Annotated in this window: 16 protein-coding genes; 8 read left to right on the top strand and 8 right to left on the bottom strand. The window is 40.5% G+C overall.

Annotated features, from left to right (window positions below; translation table 11 throughout):
* Position 1 precedes the first annotated feature (1 nt).
* The 3 genes from C4F40_RS02130 to rsmA are packed head-to-tail and all read right to left on the bottom strand — an operon-like array spanning position 2 to position 2897.
* On the bottom strand, positions 2–946 hold the full coding sequence (locus tag C4F40_RS02130) for an NAD(P)-dependent oxidoreductase (protein ID WP_196937721.1): 945 nt from the start codon (positions 944–946) through the stop codon (positions 2–4).
* A gap of 6 nt (positions 947–952) precedes the next feature.
* Positions 953–2116: an FAD-dependent monooxygenase gene (locus tag C4F40_RS02135; RefSeq protein WP_196937722.1), complete on the bottom strand. Its 1164-nt coding sequence runs from the start codon at positions 2114–2116 to the stop codon at positions 953–955.
* A 4-nt stretch (positions 2117–2120) separates the two neighbouring features.
* Positions 2121–2897 (bottom strand): 16S rRNA (adenine(1518)-N(6)/adenine(1519)-N(6))-dimethyltransferase RsmA, encoded by a 777-nt coding sequence (gene rsmA, locus C4F40_RS02140; protein WP_196937723.1) that lies wholly within the window; start codon positions 2895–2897, stop codon positions 2121–2123.
* Between the two features lie 792 nt (positions 2898–3689).
* Here rsmA and C4F40_RS02150 point away from each other — a divergent pair.
* From C4F40_RS02150 to miaA, 5 genes are all read left to right on the top strand, one after another.
* Positions 3690–4034, top strand: coding sequence for a hypothetical protein (locus tag C4F40_RS02150; RefSeq protein WP_196937725.1), 345 nt, complete (start codon positions 3690–3692; stop codon positions 4032–4034).
* Between the two features lie 120 nt (positions 4035–4154).
* A complete protein-coding gene (pdxA, locus tag C4F40_RS02155; RefSeq protein ID WP_196937726.1) occupies positions 4155–5210 on the top strand; it encodes a 4-hydroxythreonine-4-phosphate dehydrogenase PdxA in 1056 nt (351 codons plus the stop codon).
* Positions 5211–5235: 25 nt separating this feature from the next.
* The gene (locus C4F40_RS02160; RefSeq protein ID WP_196939236.1) at positions 5236–6666 is read left to right on the top strand and encodes a CCA tRNA nucleotidyltransferase; all 1431 of its coding nucleotides are present in this window, start codon (positions 5236–5238) and stop codon (positions 6664–6666) included.
* A 53-nt stretch (positions 6667–6719) separates the two neighbouring features.
* Positions 6720–7304, top strand: coding sequence for an IS1096 element passenger TnpR family protein (locus C4F40_RS02165; protein WP_196937727.1), 585 nt, complete (start codon positions 6720–6722; stop codon positions 7302–7304).
* On the top strand, positions 7243–8226 hold the full coding sequence (gene miaA / locus C4F40_RS02170) for a tRNA (adenosine(37)-N6)-dimethylallyltransferase MiaA (RefSeq protein WP_262894802.1): 984 nt from the start codon (positions 7243–7245) through the stop codon (positions 8224–8226). The genes C4F40_RS02165 and miaA overlap by 62 nt, the downstream gene beginning before the upstream one ends.
* 591 nt (positions 8227–8817) lie before the next feature.
* On the opposite strand, the gene C4F40_RS02175 is transcribed toward miaA, so the two are convergent.
* A complete protein-coding gene (locus C4F40_RS02175) occupies positions 8818–9885 on the bottom strand; it encodes a branched-chain amino acid aminotransferase (protein ID WP_196937728.1) in 1068 nt (355 codons plus the stop codon).
* Positions 9886–10205: 320 nt separating this feature from the next.
* On the opposite strand from C4F40_RS02175, the gene C4F40_RS02180 reads away from it, so the two are divergent.
* Positions 10206–11951 carry an OmpA family protein gene (locus C4F40_RS02180; RefSeq protein WP_196937729.1) on the top strand — a complete coding sequence of 582 codons (1746 nt, stop codon included), beginning with the start codon at positions 10206–10208 and terminating at the stop codon, positions 11949–11951.
* A gap of 155 nt (positions 11952–12106) precedes the next feature.
* Here C4F40_RS02180 and C4F40_RS02185 read toward each other — a convergent pair whose 3' ends face one another.
* Positions 12107–14674 (bottom strand): CHAT domain-containing protein, encoded by a 2568-nt coding sequence (locus C4F40_RS02185; RefSeq protein WP_196937730.1) that lies wholly within the window; start codon positions 14672–14674, stop codon positions 12107–12109.
* Between the two features lie 5 nt (positions 14675–14679).
* Positions 14680–16686, bottom strand: a complete 2007-nt coding sequence (locus tag C4F40_RS02190; protein ID WP_196937731.1) for a PKD domain-containing protein — start codon at positions 16684–16686, stop codon at positions 14680–14682.
* Between the two features lie 81 nt (positions 16687–16767).
* On the opposite strand from C4F40_RS02190, the gene C4F40_RS02195 reads away from it, so the two are divergent.
* Together C4F40_RS02195 and C4F40_RS02200 are read left to right on the top strand one after the other, a co-directional pair.
* Positions 16768–17340: an RNA polymerase sigma factor gene (locus tag C4F40_RS02195; protein ID WP_196937732.1), complete on the top strand. Its 573-nt coding sequence runs from the start codon at positions 16768–16770 to the stop codon at positions 17338–17340.
* Between the two features lie 27 nt (positions 17341–17367).
* Complete coding sequence (locus C4F40_RS02200; RefSeq protein ID WP_196937733.1) at positions 17368–18087, top strand: hypothetical protein; 720 nt, start codon at positions 17368–17370, stop codon at positions 18085–18087.
* Between the two features lie 4 nt (positions 18088–18091).
* Here the strand turns inward: C4F40_RS02200 and C4F40_RS02205 are convergent, their stop codons facing one another.
* Both C4F40_RS02205 and lptB read right to left on the bottom strand, forming a co-directional pair.
* Positions 18092–19609, bottom strand: a complete 1518-nt coding sequence (locus tag C4F40_RS02205; RefSeq protein WP_196937734.1) for a GH3 auxin-responsive promoter family protein — start codon at positions 19607–19609, stop codon at positions 18092–18094.
* Positions 19610–19633: 24 nt separating this feature from the next.
* A complete protein-coding gene (gene lptB / locus C4F40_RS02210) occupies positions 19634–20368 on the bottom strand; it encodes an LPS export ABC transporter ATP-binding protein (RefSeq protein WP_196937735.1) in 735 nt (244 codons plus the stop codon).
* Positions 20369–21211: the final 843 nt, after the last annotated feature.

Here is a 21211-nt window from a genome sequence, read left to right on the forward strand (position 1 = left end):
GCTAAGTATTTCGGACACAGTTCAGGTACTGGATTATTTTATCCACCAAGATGTCAGACAATTTATAATAACTCTCAAACGTCCAGCCCGCGACATGCGGACTTACTAAAACGTTATTTCGTGAAATCAAGTCGGAATACCACTTTTGCTGACTGAGGGCGGGGAATTTTTCTACGGGTAAGACATCAAATGCGGCGCCTAGAATTTTACCGTTGCCAAGGGCTTTTAGTACAGCGGGTATATGTGCAATGCCTCCGCGGGCACCCATCAAAAAGAAAATCGGTTTTCGAAAGTGAAAAAGGTATTCATCATCAACAAGACCTCTCGTTTCTCTAGTTAAGGGGATGTGGAAACTAAGTACATCTGCTTGTTTTACAATTTCTTCCATCGATACTTCCCGGACGTATGCATCCGAAAAACCAGTTCTATACTTGTCATAAGCAATGGTCTTGACGTCAAATCCGGATAACTTTTTTGCCATCGCCTGTCCATTATTGCCGTATCCTATTAAAGCCACCGTCCGACCTTTGAGTTCGTAGCCGCGATTTTCTTCCCTTAGCCATTTGCCTTCAGCTATTTCGCGATTACCCCTGTTGAGATTATTCATTAAGCTCAGCAGCATGCCGATCATATGCTCTCCAACGGCATCCCGATTCCCTTCATTAGCACTGATTAACGTAATTCCTTTTTGCGCAGCATATTCATCGTCGATGTTATCCATTCCTGCTCCCGCACGACCGATAAATCGCAATGCCGGTGCTAAGTCTATAAATTCTCGATCTACCTGAAATTTTGAACGTATGATCAGACCCGTGTAAAGCGAAATGTGTGTTTCCGCCTCAGATCTGCTTATGGTAGGCTCATATGTATATTGGATTCCTTCTCTGTCTAGCTTCTCCAACAAAACAGGGTGCACATCATCAACGATAAGAATATTGGTGCTCATAATTAATTACTTATTAATGGTCATAAAATCTACGGAAAGTAGTTTTTCTAAATTTGCTTGACTCATCTTAGAAGGTATATTTTTTAGAATGGTGTTTCGTAGTGAGATCATAAAAGGATTTTCCCATTGAGCCACCTCTCCAATACGTTTCGACGTTTTTGTAATATATCTTGTGCGCTGAAGTCTTCTTTTTTCGAAGGCTAGAAAAGCCTTTGCTACAGATATTTTTTCAGTAAGTTCATCCATCAGCACCGCAACGTCTTCTAGTGCCTGACAGGCTCCTTGTCCCATATTAGGTGTAGTTGCATGACCTGCATCTCCCAACAGGAGAATATTGCCATAAGCAAGATGTCGCAACGGTTTTATATCCACAATATCATTCCATATCAGATCGCTATCCTGTGTATGAGATAAAATTTCGGGAATCGGATCGTGGTAATGGCTGAAGTGACGCCGTAAGTCGGCTATTGTATAATCTCTATAAGTCTCATTCTGAAATGTAGCGTTGATACATGCGTACCAATAGATGCGTTTATGGGTAAGCGGTGTCATTCCAAATCGTCCTTTTTGACCCCAGGTTTCACTTCCGTTTTGCAGCGCAATTCCGCTTTTGTCAATTGTAGCCCGCCAGCAGGTATAACCTGCATAGCGCGGGACAGCAGTTGGTATCAGTTTCTGACGTAGCGGAGATTTAACGCCATCAGCAATGATAAGGTATTTGGTACAATGTGTTGTGCCGTCAGCAAAGTGAATAGTAATGAATCCTTTCTGTTGGGTGAGATCTATCGCTTTTTTGCCAAAATGTAGTGATTGTGTCTCTACTTGAGACAACAGATAAAGATGGAGATCAGCACGATGGATGGCAAAATTTCGCTGATTGTATTTCTGACTTAATGTTTTCGTATTGGGAGCTACTAAGACCTTTCCTTTGTCGTCTAGAATCTTATAGGAATCCAGGTGATGTCCCAGTTTTTCGATGTCTTCCCGCATGCCTAAATATTCCAACGCCTGCATCGCATTTGCCGCTAAACCAAACCCTGCTCCAATCCCCTTTAGTTGATCTGCCTGCTCAAATAGTGAAAAATCAATACGATTGTTTTGGAAGCCTATGGCCGCGGCTAATCCGGCTACCCCTCCTCCAATAATTGTAAATTCACTATCTATATTCATCACATTATGCGTTAGTAATCTCGTTTGTTAATCGTGCAAAATCTTCTACGCTTAAGCGTTCTGCTCGCAATTCGTATAAGGGATTGTCGCTCATTTTATCTTTTGGAATAACACCCGATAACGAATTCCGAAGCGTCTTGCGGCGTTGGTTGAATCCAGCCTTTACCACCCTCCAAAAGAGTTTTTCATCGCAATCCAGAACAGTTCGGGAGTTGCGTGTCATACGCATTACCCCCGATAATACTTTTGGTGGCGGATTAAAAGCCCCCGCTTTTACCGTGAAAAGATATTCGACGTCGTAGTAGGCCTGTAGAAAAACACTTAGTATTCCGTATTCCTTACTGCCTGGTTTGGCAACACATCGTTCGGCAACTTCTTTTTGAAACATGCCAACCATTTGAACCACGCGATTTCGCTCTTCCAATATTTTGAATAATATTTGAGAAGAGATGTTGTAGGGAAAATTACCGATCACGGCCACTTTGTCTCCAAAATATTGGCTAAAATCCAACGCCAAAAAGTCCCCATGGATTAGGCGGTCGCCTAATTGCGAATACTTGTCTGCAAGAAAATCTATGGACTCATCATCGATATCGATTAAATAGGTTTGGTACTCCTCATGCTGGAGTAAGAAGTCGGAGAGTACACCCATTCCCGGTCCCACTTCCAACACCTGTTTGAATCCCAATGAAGGGTTTAATGCTTCTACGATGCGTTGAGCAGCATTTTTGTCGTTTAGAAAATGTTGACCGAGGTGTTTTTTTGCGCGTACAGTACTCATAATATCTATTTGATACAAAGATACTATTTTATGTTTTGCGACTGTTGTAATTTGTTAGAGAGGGGGGGAAGAAAAAAGAAGGTTTTATTTAATCAGTTTTTATGCGCCTCTTTCGCCGGCGCAAGGCGACTTATTTTTCCTAAAAAGAAGCAAACCGAGCGTAGTGAGCTCAAGAATTCCATTGAAAACAAATATTTATTCTTAAAATCGTCGCTGTACCCATTTGCCACAGTGGCTAGTGCCTCCTCCTGCTATTGGCAAATGGCTAAGGCGACATTTGTCGAAGATGAAAGGATAGTGTATTTTTTGTACAACCTTTGCACTTCAGCAGAATTTAAAAGGACGGCCTTAGCGGATTTGGACGTGCAGGCCGCAGATGATGTGCTGCAGAACCGTACAATTAGCACTTAACCAAGCAGATCTCAGCCTTTGAAATGGGACAGAGCGCCGGAGGCCTAAGAGCTGTGCGCGGCATCATCGCGTCGCCGGAACGACAAATACGGTATCAGCCTTGATTTTTGTTAAACTTTTTATCAAGAAAAAGTTTAGGCCACGTCGCGGCCCAAGCGACAGACTGTACAAAATAATCATTCCTTTATATCTTCCCAACCTACAACATCTTGACAATCAACAACACTTAATAAAACATATTAATAACACCTAAATATCCTCCACGTATTGCTTTTTTAACTAAGGTTTAATAACAAAAAATATTGTCTTTAAATGTTGTTAGTTAGATAGATATGGTATTGTTATTGTGCAATTATAAATATGAAATAAAATTATAAACATATGAAAAGGTTGATAAACCTAAGGAACCTCGCTGCTATAGTAGTGGCCGTTTCCATGATGGGATGGACAAATGTCAATGCGCAAGAGCAGAGCAAGACTCCGCCTCCTCCCAAAAAAACAAAGGAGCTTCTAAAATCACCAAAACGTGAAAGTGATAAACCTGATACAACAAAAGTGATAACGCCTAAAAAATCACTCCCAGATTCTAAAGCTGTCCCTTCTCCGAAAATGGAAGATAAGGCAACAGGTGAAAAATACAATGGATTTGAGGTCTTTTTAAATAAGGACAAAAAAAAATACTATTTAAATAAGGAGGGGAAAAAGATCTTCTTGGATGAAGAATAGTAAGCTTTGTGAAAAAAGTAATGTAAGCTAAATGGTTATGTATAAGAATTCTTAAAACAGCAGAAATCACTAGTTTTCTGCTGTTTTTTGTTTATTTTTGAGCGAATAAAGCTTTAAAAGATGAGTGATAAATTAAAAGTAGGTATCAGTATAGGCGATATAAACGGGATAGGACTTGAGGTGATTATCAAATCGTTATTGGATAATCGTGTGATCGAATATTTTACACCTATCGTTTATGGAAATACTAAAAATGCTTCTTTTCACCGTAAAGCAAATAATATCAATGACTTCAGTTTCAATGTAATCAATGGTGCAGAACAAGCGAATCCCAAACGTGCCAATATCATCAATTGTTGGCAGGAGGATGTCCGGATTACATTGGGTGAAGAGAATGAGATAGGGGGGAAATACGCCTTTATTTCGCTCGAGAGAGCCGTCGAAGATTTGAATGCAGGAAAAATTGATGCGTTGATTACTGCTCCAATCAACAAGCATAATATTCAGCAAGAAGGATTTTCGTTTCCCGGTCATACCGAATACCTGCAAAGTAAAACGAATTCGGATGATGTACTGATGTTCATGATCTGTGATGATCTCCGTATCGGCGTGGTCACTGGGCATATTCCTGTCAAAGAGGTTGCCCATCAGATTACAGAAGAGGCAATACTAAAAAAGCTTCGTTTGATGAACGGGAGCCTTAAAACTGATTTCTGGGTTCAGAAACCGAAGATTGCTGTATTAGGACTTAATCCGCATGCTGGTGATAATGGTATTATAGGAACAGAAGACGATACAGTTATTCGTCCGGCCATTAATAAGGCAAAAGAGGAGGGGATCCTTTGTTTTGGCCCTTATCCGGCAGATGGATTCTTTGCTGCGGATACCTATCTAAAATTTGATGGTGTGCTAGCAATGTATCACGATCAGGGCTTAATCCCTTTTAAACATATTGCGAGCCGTAAGGGCGTAAACTACACCGCAGGTTTACCCATCGTGCGGACTTCACCCGATCACGGAACAGGATATGATATTGCTGGGAAGAATTTAGCGTCTCACGACTCATTTTTAGAAGCGATATTTGCTGCGGTGCATATCGTCAAAAATCGTCGGGAGCAAGCCGAATTGTCAAAAAATCCATTAGCGTTTCGTAAACTTTCAAAGGATAGGGATTAATCTATTAAAATAAGTAAAATTGCAAATTATTAGACATTTACAACACCCTATATTTTCCATTATTAAAGAATTGGCAGAACACACAAAAACTGAATGCTACGTCATTGGTGGATACGTGCGGGATCGCATTATGGGGTGTCCGTTCAAAAATGATGTAGATATTTTAGTTATAGGAAGCGGAATAGATTTTGCAAATGCATTAGGCGAAAAATTACGTACCAAGGTGGCAGTTTATAAATCTTTCGGAACAGCCATGTTGGTTTACGATGGCCTGGATGTCGAATTTGTGGGGGCTCGAAAAGAATCCTATCGACGGGAGTCACGGAAGCCCATTGTAGAGGACGGTACCCTGAAAGACGATCAGCATAGACGCGATTTTACCATTAATGCTATGGCATATTCGCTTAATGGGCATAACTATGGCGAATTATTGGATCCGTTTAATGGTGTGGAAGATATTAAAAACCGTGTTATTCGTACCCCTTTAGCGCCTACGGAAACATTTTCGGACGATCCTTTACGCATGATGCGGGCAATCCGTTTTGCTACGCAATTGAACTTTAAAATTGACATCCAGGCAATTCAATCCATATCGGATACAAAAGATAGGATTAAAATCATTTCTAAGGAACGTATTATAGACGAATTAAACAAGATTATCTTGTCAAGTAAACCGTCCATTGGTTTTAAGTATCTATTTGACACTGGATTATTAGCATTGATATTTCCAGCTATGTATGATCTGCATGGTGTAGATGTAATTGATGGTAAAGGGCACAAGGATAACTTTTATCACACATTGGAAGTTTTGGATAATGTTGCTGAAATGTCTACTGATCTATGGTTGAGATGGGCTGCTATTATGCACGATATCGCTAAGCCGGCAACCAAGCGTTTTGATAAACGCATAGGGTGGACGTTTCATGGACACGAAGATAAAGGCGCCCGGATGGTGCCCAAACTTTTTGCCGAACTTAAGTTACCCCTTAATGACAAAATGAAATTCGTGCAAAAATTGGTACAGTTGCATTTGCGTCCGATTGTATTGGCGCAGGAGATTGTAACCGATTCTGCTGTCAGGCGTTTACTTTTTGAAGCTGGGGATGATATAGAGACTTTAATGTTGTTGTGTCATGCGGATGTAACAACGAAAAATGAATTTAAAAAGAAGAAATATAGAAATAATTTTGAGCTGGTAAAACAAAAGCTTAAAGACGTAGAAGAACGAGATCAGATCCGTAACTGGCAGCCCCCCGTGACGGGCGAAGATATCATGCAAGTTTTTGGATTGGGACCGGGCAAGGTGGTCGGAATTATCAAGAATGCTATTCGCGAAGCGATTTTGGAAGGAGATATTCCAAATAATCGTGAGGCAGCATATCATTTTATGGTAAGCCGTGGGAAAGAATTAAATTTGGTACCAAAACGCACTTTATCTTTAGAGACTTCAAAATAATTTTTAATTTTAAACGGTGATTGGGCGCAAGCTTAGAAACGAGACTTATTAATATGGCAATTTATAGATTTAGAGTAACTTTTGAAGATTATGAAGATATATATCGTGACATTGATATGCCTTCAAAAAGTACCTTTTTAGAATTACATCAAGAAATTCACAAGAGCACAGGATATCCAGAGGATGCATCATCTTCATTCTACGTTAGTAATGACCAATGGAAGAAGGGGATTGAGATTGCTTTACAACCTTCTACACGTAAGAGAGGTGAGGGCGTATTGCTAATGGAAAATATCCGTTTGAGTAAGTTTATAGATGATCCCCATCAAAAATTTTATTATATCTATAATTTTGATCGACCCTATGACTTTCACGTGGAGCTCATTAAGATTCTGAAGGAAGAAGAGGGTAAAGAATATCCGTCTTTATTTAAAGTTGTCGGTCAGGCTCCTCGTAATTTAGCGGCAGCCAATTTCCCTGTGACTGACACTGTCGATGACGATGACGAAGAAGATGATACTGATCAGATAGCCGAAGAGTATGGCGTAGACGAAGAGGATGATTTTGACGTTGTCGATGATGAAGAAGGTGGAGAAGAGGAATCATCAAAAGAGTTCGGAGGAGAAGAGAGTTATTAATGCGCACAATACAATAACCAAAAAGACACTTGTCGTAGTGGTTGGCCCGACAGCAGTTGGAAAAACCGCTATGGCTATTTCTTTGGCGCAGCATTTTAATACAGAAATTATTTCCGCTGATTCGCGGCAGTTTTACCGAGAGATGCATACCGGCACCGCAAAACCCAACGCGGAAGAACTGGCCGCAGCCCCACATCACTTTATCGATTCCCATTCCATAGATCAAGAATATTCTGCAGGAGACTTCGAGCGCGATGCGTTGGAATTACTGAACGAACTATTTAAAAAGTGCGAAACTGTCGTCATGGTCGGCGGCTCCGGGTTGTTTGTTCGAGCAGTGTGTGAAGGTCTGGATAATCTTCCCAAGGCTCCTGAAGGTATTCGGGGTCAACTTAATAAAGACTTCGAGCAATATGGGCTTGATCCTTTGAAGGAACGCCTCTTAGCAATAGATCCAGATTATTATGCTATAGCGGATATCGACAATCCTCAACGTGTGATTAGGGCCTTGGAAGTCTACGAAACAACGGGGCTACCGATGTCGTCTTATTACCAGAATAAATCCGCTCCTCAAAGACCATTTGAGGTCGTTACTATCGGTCTCAATATGGAGCGAAGCACTTTGTATAATCGTATTAACTTACGTGTTGATAACATGATCGAGGCAGGTTTGTTAGAAGAAGTGAAGTCCCTACTTCCTTATCGCCATAAGCCTGCATTACTGACGGTTGGATATGCAGAAATATTCGACTATTTAGACGGGAACATTTCCTTTCAGGAAGCGGTTGACAAAATCAAACAAAATTCGCGTCGCTATGCCAAGCGCCAGATCACTTGGTTTAACAAATATGGGAATACGACGTGGTTTCAACCGAATGAAAAAGATAAGATAGTTGCGTATCTCAATCGGTTTGTTTCTTAAGTGGGATGCTTTTAAGGAAGGATTTTCTTAATCAATTTTTATGCGCCTCTTTCGCCGGCGCAAGGCGACTTCTTTTTCCTAAAAAGAAGCAAAAATCGTCGCTGTACCCATTTGCCAGAATGGCTAGTGCCTCCTCCTGCTATTGGCAAATGGCTAAGGCGACATTTGTCGAATATGAAAGGATAGTGTATTTTTTGTACAACCTTTGCACTTCAGCAGAATTTAAAAGGACGGCCTTAGCGGATTTGGACGTGCAGGCCGCAGATGATGTGCTGCAGAACCGTACAATTAGCACTTAACCAAGCAGATCTCAGCCTTTGAAATGGGATAGTGCGCCTGAGGCCTAAGAGCTGCGCGCAGCATCATCGCGTCGCCAGAACGACAAATACGGTACCAGCCTTGATTTGTTTGCTTCTTTATTCATCAAAGGAATAAAGAAGGCCCTGTCGTGGCAACGACGGAGAGGCAAGGCGAGGAAAAAAACTGATTGAATAAAACCTTCTGTTTCCTTTACTAACCTGCTTTCATTGAAAACAAAAATCCCAAACAGAATAACTGCTTGGGATTTAATATTATAGTTGATTTGAACAATTAAACAATGTAATTCCAACCGAATGGGTCTTCGATTTTGCCGTAGCGTAGATCATTTAAGTAGCTCAAGACCTTGTTGGAGAACTCGCGACCTTCTACCGGAGGTAGATTGTAATCCTGCCCGTTGAATCCAATACGTGAGATATGCGTAATCGTAGCAGCGGTACCAGCAGCAAATGCTTCGGAAACGGTTCCGTTTTCGATACCGTCAATTAACTCTTGTACGGACACTTTGCGTTGTTCTGCTTTATAGCCCCATTTGTCAGCTAATTCCATAATCGTGCGTCGTGTAACGCCATGGAGGATGGTGTCTCCGTGAGGCGTGATAATGGTATCGCCGATACGGAATATAAGATTTGCAGTGCCCGCTTCTTCAATGTATCTGTGCTCGTTTGCATCAGTCCACATAATTTGGTCATATCCCTCGTCGTTGGCCAATTTGGTAGGATATAAGGATAATGCATAATTGCCCGCATTTTTGGAAAAACCAACTCCACCCTCTGCGGCACGCGTATAATGGGTTTCTACTTTTAAACTGATTGGTTTGCTGTAGTAAGCCCCTACCGGGCATGTAATGATAATGAATTTATATGATATAGAAGGATGAACACCCAATGCCGCTTCTGTAGCAAACATAAAAGGGCGGATATATAATGAAGTCCCCTCTTTAGACGGTACCCAATTTCTGTCTACATCCAATAATTTTTTCAATCCTCCTAAGAAAATTTCTTCCGGCACTTCAGGCATCTGTAAGCGTGAAGCCGATTTATTAAACCGTTCCCAGTTTTTTTCCGGACGGAAGATGCTAACTGTACCATCTGTAAATTTATATCCTTTAATCCCTTCAAAGATAGCCTGCCCATAATGCAGTGCCGACATAGACGGGTTGAACATTAAATCTCCATAAGGCAGAATGCTGACATTTGTCCATTCACCGTCATTGTATTCAGCGACCAGCATGTGGTCTGACATAATTTTTCCGAATACTAAATTGTTAAAATCTACCTGCGAGAGTCTTGATTGTTGCGTTGGCTCTACGCGAATTGAAAGTTGTTCTGTCGCGCTCATTTCTATTCTAGTTATAAAGTACGCAATTTATGAAAAAGATTAATAGGTGACACATTCTATTTGCTGAATTTTTTGGAAAGGCCTTATAATTAATTGCCCAAGGGCTCTCAGGAACCTCCACGAAATTTTCGGTACCCTTGATGTCACAGGTAGACACGAAGTTTTTTTAATTCTAGGGGTAACAATTTCAGATCACTCTTGATATACGAATGAGTCTGACAAGATTAAGCACGAAAGACTCCCTATCTAGGTCGGATAGACATCTGATTGGGAAGGTAGAAACGCAGATAACTGTAATTAAGAATTTAAAACTAAAAGGTATGAAAAAAATTTTACTCGCTTTAATGTTAATTGGATTTACAATTTTAGCACATGCACAGGACAAAAGCTCCAAAGGGGATCTGCAAATAGGTGTACAAGGAGGCGTAAGCATTCCCATTGGGACATACAAATCAGTAGGTGAAGCCAAGATAGGCTACTTTTCTGGTTTTTTTCTCGACAAATATTTTAAGGGCAACACATTCGGTCTTGGTTTGGATGCACGTTACTTATCACATAGTGCTACTAAGCAAGATACTCTGTTTTTTGCCAATGGCTATCTAAGCACAGGTTATAAAAAGAATAATTTTGTTCATTATTTTGTCGGTATAGGACCGACGTATAAATATGAAAAGAATCGCTTTCAATTTGAAGCGTATATAAAAGGCGGGATCATGCAACAACATTTTCCGGAATATACCCGATCGCTCTATTATGAAGATGCTATGGTATCCCCTTTTACAATGGATATCAAAACTACAGTCAATGATTCGACGAATAAGGCAATGACCTGGGCTGGAGTTGGAGGATTGCGATTTAATTACAAGCTCAACGCGCATTTTGCAATTTTTGCTCATGTGGACTATCTACAATCCTTCGGCACTAAATTCGCTGGTAAAAATAGTCAGTTTACTACTGAAGAGCACGTTGAGAGAAATCCTATTGCTTCGGATACAGAAGTAAAAAGTTTCTTCGATCACTATGAAGAGCGAAAAGTGATGACTTCCACGCTTCACCAAAGCGTAAATGTAGGCATGGGGGTGAAATATATTTTCGGAAGAAAGGCACCTTCCCAAGTTACAGAACCCGTTCAGCAGTACGACGATATCGTAAAAAGAGCGGATAAAGGGCTACAGATCGTGGTGAAAGACAAACAAACGAATCTAGCATTGAGTGGGGTAACGGTATCTGTGAAAGGGGCAAACGTGGAAGAAAGGTCTATAAGCGATGCAAATGGTCAGGCAGCGCGTATTTCCGCCATAATCCCGGGAAGATATGAGATAATAGGGGAGAAGAATGGCATAAAAACGCCACTGCTCACGTTAACGGAAGAAGATTTTAACTCTTCCTCCAGTATTATTTTTAAAGAGATTTATCACGATGATCCGCGCTTCACGTTAATTGGTGAAACATTTGACTGTGCAATCGAAAAAAATACTGCTGGAGTCAATACGATATTGACAAACAACAGTTCAAAGACAAATGTGTCTCAGATATCGGATAGTGAGGGTAAGTTTATTTATCAATTGGAACAAAATGGAACCTTTTCTGTCGTGGCAAATCAAGCCGGAAAATATTCGCAGACAGAAATCGTGAACACAAAAGGTCTAGATCGTAGCCAGACGCTTTATGTAACACTGAAAATGGGTGTGTGTGATCTGGTCGAAGGAGGGGAATGGGTGTTAAAGAATATTCACTACGATTTTGATAAGAGTACTATCCGCGCAGATGCTGCAATTATTCTCGAAAATGTCGTTTCTATACTTCAACAGAATCCGACATTACGTATTGAGTTGTCATCGCACACCGACAGTAGAGGCAATGATGAATACAATCAAAAGCTATCTCAGCGAAGAGCTGAATCTGCGGTACAATATCTTATTAACCGCGGAGTAGCAAAAGACAGATTGGTGGCGAAAGGCTACGGGGAAAGCAGGTTGATAAACCACTGCGGTAACAATGTGAATTGTTCTGAAGAAATGCATGAACAAAACAGAAGGACTGAAATAAAAATACTGGCGCTGTAGTAGCGAATTTTGACTATTAACGTATTATACGAACCAACTAAATAACATACTATTATGAAAGATGCTAAATACAACGGAAGATCAAAGAAAAAACCACAGGGATTGATCAAGTTTATCATCGGATACTTTATTTTTCTCTATAAAATATCCCGTCCCTAAGATTTCGATCTTATGCGCCAAAAGAGCGGTAGCATAATTAGAAACGCTACTATTATACTAGAATAAAGGAGTAGGTTTGAAGATTTCTTCAAACCTATTTCATTGTTTACCCCCGCGTAGTTGATATTTGCCCAATACCAAGGATTCGCTTGCTTGTCAGAGGCTGTAGCCAAAAAGTTTCTTTTTGCCTGTCCCAGTGCCTCCATTGGAAAACCTATATTATATAATTGTTCGTAAAATGAGGCCGTAAGGGATAACATCATTTCATCATTTGCAAACCAATAGGTAGAAATGACAGACGGAACACCTCGGCTCAAAAATACCCGATGTATACTCTCCGTCCCTTCAGAAGGAAGCGGTTTTCCTGTCCCAGTGTTGCAGGCAGACAGAAAAACCAATGGTGTATTCATCTCATAGTAGGAAAGCTGATTGGTTGAAACCTTGTTTTTAAGATAGATATACGGATCTTTATCCTCTTCCAAGATCGCGTGCGCTGCAATGTGAATAACATTTTGCGAGGAGAATTCTTCGGACAATACGGAATCATGCTGACTTTGGAGATTTATTGTTTGCGATAGAAATTTATCGGCTATATTTTTCACCTCTTCTTTTACGAAATGGAGGCTCGGTAGCGGTGCTTGGTACTCCGACCGATGTAAGATGGAAATGGGAGTGGATAGAACCATGTTATTAGGGAGAATATCAAACAGTAAGAAGGAATTGAGATAAGAAAAGTTGTGTTTTTTAATCAGAAAATCGGAATCCCATAATGCATCAAAGGGGAGCCCGTGAAATATACCATCTAGTGATAGGAAAATATTAGGCTTTGCGTGTGCAATACCAGGAAGTAGGTATTCCGCTATGTTATGCGCAGTTGTTTTGTAATTAGCTGGAGATAAATTATAGGCATTTGGTGTATCGCCAAAATAGGACCTTTTGAATTCTGCAATTGTGGTAATAACGTTTTTATCGCTCAGTTTTTTATAGGTGATTTTCTTATTCAATAGACCTAAGATCGTGACACAGCTGTCTTTGTGAATAAAATAGCTGTAGTAATCGGCGCCTTGTCCTCGGAGCTGTTCCATAAATTCATGCTGAACGAGCGGTGCGCTTATTTTTTCGAAATAATTTTCCGATAGCTGAAACTCCAATAATAAGCTTTTTATCCGTTTTTCCAATCTTTCTCGCTGGCTGTTGTCATCAAGTTCAGTGAGGCCTTGATACGATGTGCGGATAATCTGGATAGCCTGTTGTAGTTGCTGATCTTGCGAGTCCCATTTCTCCGAACGGTTAATCTCGGTAATCAACATCCTGGCTTTGCCCAATTCTATGCACCATAGCATCGTTGTATGGATAGTGCTATCATTTGGCTGAATTTCCAATTTCCGCTCACATATCGCGATTGCGTTTTCGATGAGATTCTTATGCCAAATGTTATTTTTTAACTGGTTCTCTTTGCTAACAATAAGCTGTTGTGTACGGTAGTCGTTTTCTATTGCCCATTGATAATACGTAATAGCTGAATCTAGTTCGTTGAGGTTAGCGTAGCAATCTCCAATTTTACTTAACGCTTGTGTATAGGTATAATCTAACTGATATTTATCGGTGGTAGAGAAATAGGATAATACGTTTTTATATTCGCTAAGCGCTTTGTTGGATTCGCTGCGTGTATAGTAAATAGTAGCGAGTTCAAGTTGTAGCTTGGCCTTTTCTCTTAATTTTCGGGTAGGAAAAGTTTTCTCCAATAGCTTTAAGGATGTTTCGAGCGGTATTTTACTGGACGATAGACGACCGAACATACTTAGTGCATTGGTGTACCATAAAATGGAATCGCCGGTCAAAGTTGTCTTTTTAAATTCTGCAAGGGCTTTTTGATTGTAGATTTTACAGCTGTCGATCTTGCCTTCACTCCAGTATATGGAAGTTAGTGTGTTGTATAATAAGGGTTTTAGAGACGCGCTAGATTGCAATGCATTTAAAATAATAGATTTTGCTTGGGATGGATTGTTGTCATAAATGTATGCGTTGGCTAGATTGTTGGTAAAGGAACTGAAATTTTGTGCTGTTTTGACGGTGCTGATGGCCTGTTCCAAAAGCGAAATAGCTTTTTTATTATCATCAATGCGTATATAGAGATTTGCCAAGGGCATAACGATATCGTTGTCGATATCAACATCTGTCAATGCATAAGTCTTCGTAGCCTGCAATGCTTTTTCATAATACTTAATACTTTGGAGAATATCGGCATGTTCACGCAGCTGATACCCCATATTAGAAAGTATATATACATACAATTCCTGCTGATACAGAGTCTTAGGGCTATTCGGAATAATGTTGTAAAATGAATCCGGATGATGAATGAATTTTTCTGGTTGCCCCTCTGCAATATCGGCTATTTGCTCGAATACTTCATCCGTACAAATTACTTTACCGGCATTAGGACCGACTTTACTACTGATAGCAGGATTCAGACTATCTGCCTTTGCACTGTCGTTAGGCTTCTGTTTGGGCGAGCAAGCTCCCACCAACAATAAAAAGCATATCCCAATTCGTATTAACTTCATTGATGCTAAAATCTCCAGATACCATAGACCCCGGCATTTGCTTTTTGGTGTGTATCGTATGCTATGCGAATGCCGAGAGCCGGACCGAGATACACCCGGCCAACATTGATATCCCAAAATGGATTAATCTTGATCGGACTCATTTTATCTTTTTCGACTTCCTGCGGAATGGTAATCTGTAAATTTACGCCATTAGCATTTTGCGTATCGTAGGTAATTGATTCTTGATGCTTGAGATTGAAGTCGGCGCGAAGGCTGACACCTGCGCCGGTCGACAGAAAGCTGTTGATATTAAATCGGATCTGTACAGGTACCTGTACCGTCATAAAATCTTTTTTGCTATTTCTCGTATACGCATTATATTTAGCCTCGGTATTCCTCCCATTTTCATCGACGTACTGAACGACACCTTCGGCAGCGGTTAAAGGGTGCATGGCTTCTTCTTTAAAAGTGGAGGTGTACAGCTCGGCCTGCCAGTACGGTTTTCTGTGCGGTGCTATTGGCGCTATTCCTACCCCGATTTGAATCCCGGGCTTAAACTTGTACTGAATGTCATTGTTCGTAGGTGTGCTGAATGTGCTGCTTGCTCCAAGGGTTACCAGTGGAGAAAATACTTTTCGAAATCGGGAGGTAGCATTGTTCGTTTTAATCGGCGGATTTTTATCAAAGTATATGTTTGTATACGATTTGAAGGCTTTGTTTTTTAATTTTTTATCCGTTTGTACAGTAAATAGAATAAAGCCTTTGGTGCTGTCTTGATCCGTAATATCCGGTGCACCTGTGCCAGGCAGCGAAATATCCTTAAAATGAAAAGTCAAGGTGCCATCCTCTTTAATGTCATATTGATAGCATCCCCTCATATCCGCTGTTAAACAGGAATCACATTGTGGATACAGTGCCTGCAATTTAAAGGTCCTTAGATCTACCTCCCTAGGGAAGAACATCTCCAGACGTATGTTTTTGGCATCGCCTTCGCCATCATTTTGAAATTGTACTTTGTAGGTTAATTCTTTATTCTTCTTTTGAAAGCGATAATTCATACGCGCTGGCCGGATAGACATTTTGTTTGGATCATGTGATTTTACTACGGGTACATCCACCTGATGCACATTCGCAATCCCATCCTCTGGTATAAAAACACCGGTAATCGTCACAATGGCATTGGTATCCACCAGCATATCTTCGGTGATATCCAGGTTTATAAGGGTAAATTGTGTTTCGCTTTGGCTTCCGTCAATTTCATATGTTGCTAAGCTATTATACGCCATATGCAAATCAGAAAAATAAGCTATTGCTTCATTGGGCGATGCGAATGCCTTCTCTTCTTTGATTCCGTAATCCGGACTTCCTGTTTTGGTAAATGTGGATTGCTTTACATTCGCCCAAAGACTGTTTATTTCCTTATGTTGCAATACACTGTCTATTTTTTCATTGTAATACTTGCTTTGTCCGGCTAATACAAAACCATCCAAGCCCGCTACTTTTTCGTTTGTGAGAAGAAGTACCTTTCCTTTTTTGCCATTCGTATTTACACCCACTACCAACGCCATATCCTCTCCGGGTTTGGCATCCGAATTTTTAAAGATTTGGAATATGCCATTGGAGGTAAAGAAACTGTCTTCGAATGAGGAGGGGGAAGTTTCCAAAGATGCAAGCGCCGAATTGACGGTTACTTTTTTCTTTGGTCTTTTTGGTTTTCTCCCATCATCATAATTGTTTACCGCATATACGGTAACCTCGTAATCCCCGGTTTTTTGATATTGGTGGGTCGGCTCTGCAGCAGTGCTGAAATGTCCGTCTCCGAAGTCCCAAAGATAAGTGTAGAAAGGAGCTCTGCCGCCCGGCACCTGTACAAGTGGGCGTAGCTCCGATTTAAAGGCTATCTTATGGTCTACAACCTGAGTGTGAATAACGCTAACGAAGGTGTCTTGTTCGACCAACGATGAATCAATTTGAGCCCCCGCGATATAGGGGATTAAAAATAGATATAGAGCAGTAAACCAAAGTTTCATAATTCGTAGGCTAATTAAGTATCTAAAATAATTAAAATAATCTAATTATGTTTATTTTTACTGAAGATAAGCCAATTGACAATGCATGTAGATCAACGATATCTTGCCTATTTGAAAAATAATGATAGAACGGGCATCGATAAAATATATAAAAACTATGCAAAAAAGATAGTTGCCATGATTGTATACAATAGTGGTACGGAAGATGACGGTTATGATATTTTGCAAGAAGCTTTGGTCGATATATACTATATGGCTAAAGATAAAGATTTCCAGCTCACCACTTCGTTCGAAAATTTTTTATTGATGGTTTGTAAGCGCAAATGGCTGAACGCTCTGAAGAAAAAGCAGCAGATACAGGTAACAAAATCAACGGAAGACTTATTCCATATTGAGGATGAATCAGCAAAGGAAATAGCGGAGTCTGTCCAACAAGTTGAAAAGGAAAATATGGTGATGCAGCTATTGGATACCCTAGGTGAGCGATGTCAGGAGATTATCCGACGTTGTATGACCGAAAAACATCAGGAACAGATCGCGGAGTCCCTTGGTATTACGTATGCTTATCTTCGTAAGAAAAAAAGTGAATGTATGGCGAACCTGATATCCAAGGTTAAGGCACATCCTTACTTTAATGGGGATATAGATTTTTAAGAAAATTGGTTGATTTTAACGAACTAGATGATGAAAACGAGCGAAGAAAAAATTCAGGATTATATAGACGGACTCTTAAAAGGGGAAGAATTGATCGCTTTTGAACAGGAACTTGCTACCGATCCGCAATTGAGCGAACAGCTCAAATTGCACAAGGAAGTTCAATCGATTCTTGCACGAAGAATGAATAGCAGTGAGCATGAACTGCGAACTCATCTTCATGAGGCGGCAACTGCTCATAGACGCCCAGAGGGCAACAATAAATCAAAATCGCTGTATAGAATTCTAATTCCTATACTGGCTGCCGCTTGTATAGTGGTCGTCGTTAAATTTTTTTCCAACACATCATCTACACTTTATCAACTTCCGGTCATGGAATCTGAAATTGTCAGGGGAGCGGGGGAAGCCGGGGAATATGAAGATGCAGTGACGTTTTTTAATAGTCAATCTTTCGGTCAGGCACGAGAGATTTTGGATCAACTCATAAATAGTGACACGTTAAATGTACAATATAAGTATTACCAAGCGCTGACTTATTATGGCGAAGAAAACTGGAGTGAATCGATTGCTAAATTGGAGGTTATTGCTGATGGCGAGTCGGTATTCGCAAGGGAAGCCACTTACTATTTAGCGGCAGCGTATACAAAAACGAATAAAACCGGGCAGGCCATTTTATTGCTTCAACAGATTAAGTCAGACGATGAATTGGGAAGAAAGGCCAATAAATTGTTGAAAGATCTGCAATAGAACGTTAAGCGTTTTTCATGATTTGAAGTAAAGGATCTAAATATTCTCTGCTGTTAGCAAGGCGAGGGACTTTATTTTGCCCGCCCAGCTTGCCGCGAGATTTCATCCAACTGTAGAAGGTGTCAATGGGAGCATTGTGAACCAAAGGTGAGTTTAACGCCATGTTTTTATACCTTTTGGCATCGTAATCAGAATTAATTTCGCGTAGCGTGCTGTCCAGAATTTCACAGAACTGCTTAAAATCATTCGGTTGCTTGTCAAATTCGATTACCCACTCGTGCGCGCCAGCCTCTACTCCCTTAAAATAAACAGGTCCGGCGGTATAGTCTTTTACACAAGCACCAGTTGCTGCACAGGCTGCTTCTAATGCATGTTCGGCATTATCTACAATTACTTCTTCTCCAAAGGTGTTGATATATTGTTTTGTACGTCCTGATATTTGGAAGCGATATGGGTATAAGGATGTGAATTTGATGGTGTCCCCAATTTTGTAACGCCATAGTCCGGCATTTGTGGAAATAATCAAAGCGTAATTTTTACCTAATTCGACTTCATCTAGCTTTAATGTTCTCGGGTATTCATCCTCGAGATTCTCGACGGGTAAAAACTCATAGTAAATGCCGTAATCCAGCATCAATAACAAATCATCGGAGTCAGATTGATCTTGAATACCGAAATATCCTTCCGATGCATTATAATTTTCAAGATAGTACATCTCAGTAGAAGGGATCAGCGTTTTAAACTGCTCTCTATACGGCTTGAAACTCACACCGCCATGTCCGTAAAATTCCAAGTTAGGCCAGACTTCCAATAGATTATTTTTTCCGGTAATGTCAAGGATATGCTTTGCCATGACAATATTCCAAGTTGGAACACCTGCTAAACTGGTCACATCTTCTTGGATCGTAATCTGCGCAATCTGTTCGATTTTCTCTTCGAAATTCGGATTTAACGTTACTTCTAATTGTGGAGTCCGTTTGAATTCTGCCCAAGAAGGTAAGTTGCGGATTAATATGGATGAGAGGTCGCCATAATATGAATCTGGACTAAAATTGTTGATCTGAGATGATCCACCTATTACAACCGTCTTTCCTGTAAATAATTTGTTTTCAGGTCTGTTGTGGCAATATATGGAAAGCATATCTTTGCCGCCTTGGTAATGGCATTCTTCTAATGCTTCCATACTTACTGGAATAAATTTACTTCTATCGGATGTAGTGCCCGATGATTTCGCAAACCATTTGATATCCGAAGGCCACAGAATATTCTGCTCTCCTTTTATCATCCGGTCTACATATCCCTTAATATCGTCATAGTCTTGAATCGGGACACGTCGTTTAAATTCTTCTGGTGTAAAAATACTTTTATAGTCGTATTTTTTGCCCCATTCAGTCGCTTCCGCAGTCGATATCAAACTTTGAAACCATTCTTCCTGTACTTCGTGGGGATACTTCATAAAAAGCTCTATCTGATGAACGCGCTTTTTCAGAATCCATGTGAACAGCGAATTTAATATGGCCATAGGTATGATCTATTCAAAAAATAATTATAGTTTTTTTCGGCGTAGGACGAAGTTTTGACCGAGGTAAAATTTACGTGCTAATTCACTTCCTGCAATTTCTTCAGGAGTACCCGTCAGCATGATTTTTCCTTCTGTCAGCAAATAAGCTCTATCGGTAATGGATAAGGTTTCCTGCACATTGTGATCGGTAATCAATACGCCAATGTTCTTTGCTTTTAATTTGGCAACGATGGTTTGGATCTCTTCTACTGCAATAGGATCGACACCTGCAAAGGGTTCATCCAATAAAATAAAATGAGGGTTAGCACCAAGCGCTCGCGCGATTTCAGTACGGCGGCGTTCCCCTCCTGAAAGAAGATCTCCACGGTTTTTGCGCACCCGGTGTAAACTGAATTCCGTCAAAAGTTCCTCCAGTTTAGCTAATCGTTCTTCTTTATTGGGATAGTGTATTTCTAGAACAGCGAGAATGTTGTTTTCAACGGATAATTTTCGAAAAACCGAAGCTTCTTGCGCCAGATATCCGATCCCCTTTTGAGCTCGTTGGTACATAGCGTCTTTGGTGATCTCTTCATCATCCAAGTACACATGGCCATCATTGGGTTTGATCAATCCAACGATCATATAGAACGATGTGGTCTTTCCTGCTCCATTAGGGCCAAGTAGGCCCACAATTTCGCCTTGCTCCACATGAAAAGATACATCATTCACAACCGTACGTTGCTTGTATTTCTTGATAAGATGTTGTGCTTTAAGTATCATCTATTATTGTCCGCTTTGAATACAAACTTAGCAAAGATTTCTATCATAGAGAAATCTTTGCGGTCTCTCATCTGCCTTTGAGAGAAAAAGACTTCGGATGAAACTTAATAAAGATTTCCATCATAGAGAAATCTTTGCGATTTACCTTCGGCGAGCTCGCAAGCTGGGCTCTCATCCATCGTTGAAAAAGAAAAGGACTTCGAATGAAACTTATAAGTTTTTTTTGAAGTCCATATAGCCTCTTAAATTGAGATCGTCTCCGCATTCAACGTTTATTGTTGTCGTAACAGTGGATGGAGCTGTGATTTTATAAGGTAATAAAAAGGAAGGATTAATTTAATCAGTTTGTCGCTCGCTAATTCCTAATTGTATTAGCAACCATTAATATCCGCATTTTATTTTTTGCCCTCATCGGCGGGCAGCCTCCTTCTTTTCTCTCAAAAGAAGCAAAAGTCGTCGCTATACCCATTTGCCACAGTGGCTAGTGCTTCCTCCTGCTATTGGCAAATGGCTAAGGCGACATTAATCGAATTTGTAAGGATAGTGCTTTATTCTTAAATATTACTTTATACTTCAGCTGAATTGAAAAAGACGGCCTTAGCGGATTTGGACGTGCAGGCAGCAGATGACGCGTTGCAGAAAAGTTCGAGTTTGCATTTAACCAAGCAGATCTCAGCATTTGTTTTGGGACAGAGCGCTGGAGGCCTAAGAGCTGCGCGCTGCATCATCGCGGAGCCGAAACGACAAATACGGTACAGCCTTGATTTTTGTTAAACTTTTTATCAAGAAAAAGTTTAGGCCATGTCGCGGCCCGAGCGACAAACTGATTAAATTAATCCTTCT

This window comes from Sphingobacterium pedocola, from assembly GCF_015209965.1.
Taxonomy (GTDB): domain Bacteria; phylum Bacteroidota; class Bacteroidia; order Sphingobacteriales; family Sphingobacteriaceae; genus Sphingobacterium; species Sphingobacterium pedocola.